At 62.1% G+C, this 3,225-nt stretch carries 6 protein-coding genes; all 6 read left to right on the top strand.

Annotation, left to right across the window (positions count from 1 at the left end; translation table 11 throughout):
* A partial coding sequence (locus tag WAW39_RS15160; RefSeq protein WP_422320042.1) for a type II secretion system F family protein occupies positions 1-796 on the top strand: 796 nt, incomplete at its 5' end.
* Positions 797-811: 15 nt separating this feature from the next.
* Positions 812-1,177, top strand: coding sequence for a hypothetical protein (locus tag WAW39_RS15155; RefSeq protein ID WP_422320041.1), 366 nt, complete (start codon positions 812-814; stop codon positions 1,175-1,177).
* 3 nt (positions 1,178-1,180) lie between these two features.
* On the top strand, positions 1,181-1,591 hold the full coding sequence (locus tag WAW39_RS15150) for a type II secretion system protein (protein WP_422320040.1): 411 nt from the start codon (positions 1,181-1,183) through the stop codon (positions 1,589-1,591).
* 17 nt (positions 1,592-1,608) lie between these two features.
* Positions 1,609-2,289: an ATP-binding cassette domain-containing protein gene (locus WAW39_RS15145; protein ID WP_422320039.1), complete on the top strand. Its 681-nt coding sequence runs from the start codon at positions 1,609-1,611 to the stop codon at positions 2,287-2,289.
* Positions 2,286-3,065, top strand: coding sequence for a hypothetical protein (locus WAW39_RS15140; protein WP_422320038.1), 780 nt, complete (start codon positions 2,286-2,288; stop codon positions 3,063-3,065). Before WAW39_RS15145 ends, WAW39_RS15140 begins: the two co-directional genes overlap by 4 nt.
* A partial coding sequence (locus WAW39_RS15135; RefSeq protein ID WP_422320037.1) for a hypothetical protein occupies positions 3,041-3,225 on the top strand: 185 nt, incomplete at its 3' end. The genes WAW39_RS15140 and WAW39_RS15135, both read left to right, overlap by 25 nt.

The following is a 3,225-nucleotide window of genomic DNA, read 5'->3' as shown; positions in this document are numbered from 1 at the left end:
ACTCAGTGAGGCGTTCGCCTCCCTTGCGCGCCGGATCAAGATTGAGCTCATGTTTGCCAGCAAGCTGCGCACGGCGCTGCTGGTGCCGTCGTTGGTGGTGCTGTTTCAGATCGGCCTCTTCATTTATTCGCAGATTTTTGTCGTGTCCCAGGTGGAGGAGACATTGAAAAGCGTGCGCCAGGAGCCGGATCAGATTTCGGTGTTTATCTTTTCGGTGAGCCATGTGGTGCAGCACACGTGGCCTTTCTTTGTCATCGCGCTGGTGAGCTTCATCACCGCCCTGTTTCGCTCGGAGGCCTTCAGGCAGAAGCTGCTGCTCTTCTTCATGAAATACTGGCGGCTGCTGACGAAGCTGGTCATGGGCCTGCGCCAGAGCGCCTACATCGGAACGCTGCAGATGCTGTATGCCAATGGCATCAATCTGGCCCGCGCCTCCGCATTGTCCGCGCGGGTGCTGCGGGGCACGCCGATGTATCCGGACTTCGTCAAGGCCTCGCAGATCTATGAGTCCTCCGGCGTGCCGTTTGCCGAGGCGCTGAAGCGCAACACCACGCTGGATCCGCAGGTCATCCACATGATCGGCATCGGCGAGCGTTCGGCCTCCCTACCACAGCAGCTCGAGCTGCTGCGTGACATCTACGAGGAGGACACTGCGGCGACCATGGCGGATTTCACCCAGGTCATCAATTTCATCACCCTGGCCATGGCCGTGGTGCTCATCGGCTTCGTCTTCACCGGCTCCATGCTGCCCATCTTCCTGATGGGGCCGCGCATGATGCAGTCGGGCAACATGTGAACTCAACCCACCCTTATGAAAACACGCTCCTTGTTTTTTTCCCTGCTGCTCGCTTCCACGGCGGTCCTGGCGGCTGATCCGCAGAAGCTCGTTCCCCGGCCCATCCCTGGCATGGCCGCTCCGGCTCCGGTCAAAGCCGCGTCCGCATTGATCAAACCGGTGTCGTCACAGCAGGCGGCGGCTGCTCCTGGTGCGAATCCGGACCGTGCGCGTATTTTGCACATTCATCGTCGCGCCACGTTGCCTGCGGAGTTCACGAAGAACCTGCCTGCAACACCGGCCGAGGCCACGGTGCCAACCGCCATGCTCAATGTTCGTCAGGGTGCCGTGAAAATCATTCCCAAGGCGGAAGTGGCGCAGATCCTCAAACCCCGAACCTGAAGCATGATGAACCTCCATTCCCGTCCTGCCCGCCACAATGGCGGCTTCACACTCATCGAGATCAGCCTTGTGATCGGACTGCTGCTGGGGCTGGCCACCTTTGCAGGCATGAACATTGCTGCCGTGCGAGACTGGCAACGTGGCAAGGATGCCTCAGTGTCACTCCAGGCGGTCTTTGCCGCCCAGCGCGCCTATCTCTCCGATCATCCCACCGCTGACATTGCAGGGGTGGCCACCGATCAGTTGCAACTCTATCTGCCACAGGGTTGGACCACGATGCCAGCCTTGGTCAGTCTGAACGATGAGGCTCTGTCTGTCGATCACACCGTCATGCCGCCGCTTCTCTTGCTGGGCTCGTCGGTATATGACCCTTCATCGAGTGGAAGTGATGGACTTTGGGATGCCGGGCAGTGAAAGTATCTTCCTGCCTTATGGCCACCGAAACTCTTCTACACATCCCCAGCGGAACCCGCTTCGGCTACCACACCGGCCTGCCGTGGAAGAGGGCGGCGCGCAGCCTGGTGGAAGTGGGCGGCGACATCCGCGCCGGCATGGGGCTGCACCTGCTGGTGGCACCGAACGGCTCGGGCAAAACGACCTTGCTGCGAACGCTTGCCGGGTTGTCTCCAGCATTGCAAGGCCGGGTAACGACCGAGGCGCAGGTGCATTACTTCGCGGATGAGCTGCGGGTCGATCCAGAGATGAAATCGCGCACGTTTTTCCGTGCCTGGTTCACGGGCGCATCACTCGTCGCTGCGGAAAGGCTGGCCGATACGCTGCGGCTGAATTTGACCACGCCCATCGGCAAGCTTTCCCGGGGCAACCGCCAGAAGGTGCTGCTGATTCTGGCCGAGGTGAAGGCAGCGCAGAGTGAAACCAGCGTGCTGCTCATGGATGAGCCTCTCACAGGCCTGGATGCCGAAACGCGCGAGCAGGTGACGCAGCTCTGGGCCACGGCAGGCACGCAAACGCTGCGCCTCGTCATCATGCATGAACTGGAGTGCGTGCGTGAAGCGGACTCGCTGCTGACCATTGCCGGGGGGCAGCTGCGGCATGCCACGAGCCGCAGCGGCAGCACCTGGATGGAAACCTACCGCACTTTGCAATCATGAGCTCCCTGCGCGTCTGGCCCTTGTTTCGCCTCAGCTTTGCCGGACTCATGGGGCGGGGCAGCTGCTGGCTGCTGCTGCTGGGAGCGGCCCTGTTTATCTGGATCGCGCCGCTGCTGACGCCGTGGGAGGAAAACCCGCAAATTCTACAGCCCGCACGTGCGCAGGCGGCCTGGTTTTATGCCTGGATCGCGCTCTTCACCTGGCTGCCGTTTCAAGCCTCGGCGCTCGGGCACCGCATGCGGCGCGAAGGCATGCTGGAGCATCTGCATGCCGGAGGCACGGGGCGCATCAGCCAGTGTCTGCAGCTCAGCGCTGCGATCTGGGTCTGGATGCTGGCGGTGGTGCTGATCGCGGTGGTCTTTTGTCTGACGTGGACTTTGCCAAAGCGGCCTGAAGAGGCGCGCATGTGGATGACGCTCGTGTTTCAATATGGCCTGCTCTACAGTCTGTGCGCGGCGCCGCTGTGCCTGCTGGCGGTGGCGCTGGGCACACGCACGGCAGAGGTCATTGCGTTTCTGGTGCCCACCGGGCTACTGCTGATGGGCTTGTTTGGCGCTGCGTGGCTGGCCCCGCTGCTGGGTGGCGCGGATTCGGGAGTGCTGCAGTCGTTCTGGCTGGCGCTGCCGCATTATCATCTGGCCGATCTGACGCCACGGCTGGTGTTTAAAATGGGTCCGCTGCCGTTCGCGGACTTTGCCGGTGCGGCAGGCACGCTCGGCCTGCAGGGTGCCGCCATCTCCATCTCTGGGTTATGTCTCTTTCGCACACGCTCCTGACGCTGACTGCCGCAGGCGGTCTCTGGTTGGGCGGCCATTCGTTGTCCTGCTCGCGGACGGTCTTGCATGCCACGGCAACTCCACCCGCGTTTGCGCTGCCAGGAAGCGCGTATGGGAGTCTGGCGGCGCGTTTGATACGCGACTCGCTCTACAGCTACTG

Origin of the sequence: Prosthecobacter sp. (genome assembly GCF_049294395.1) — a bacterium.
Lineage (GTDB): Bacteria > Verrucomicrobiota > Verrucomicrobiia > Verrucomicrobiales > Verrucomicrobiaceae > Prosthecobacter.
This window is presented reverse-complemented; position numbering and strand designations above follow the sequence as displayed.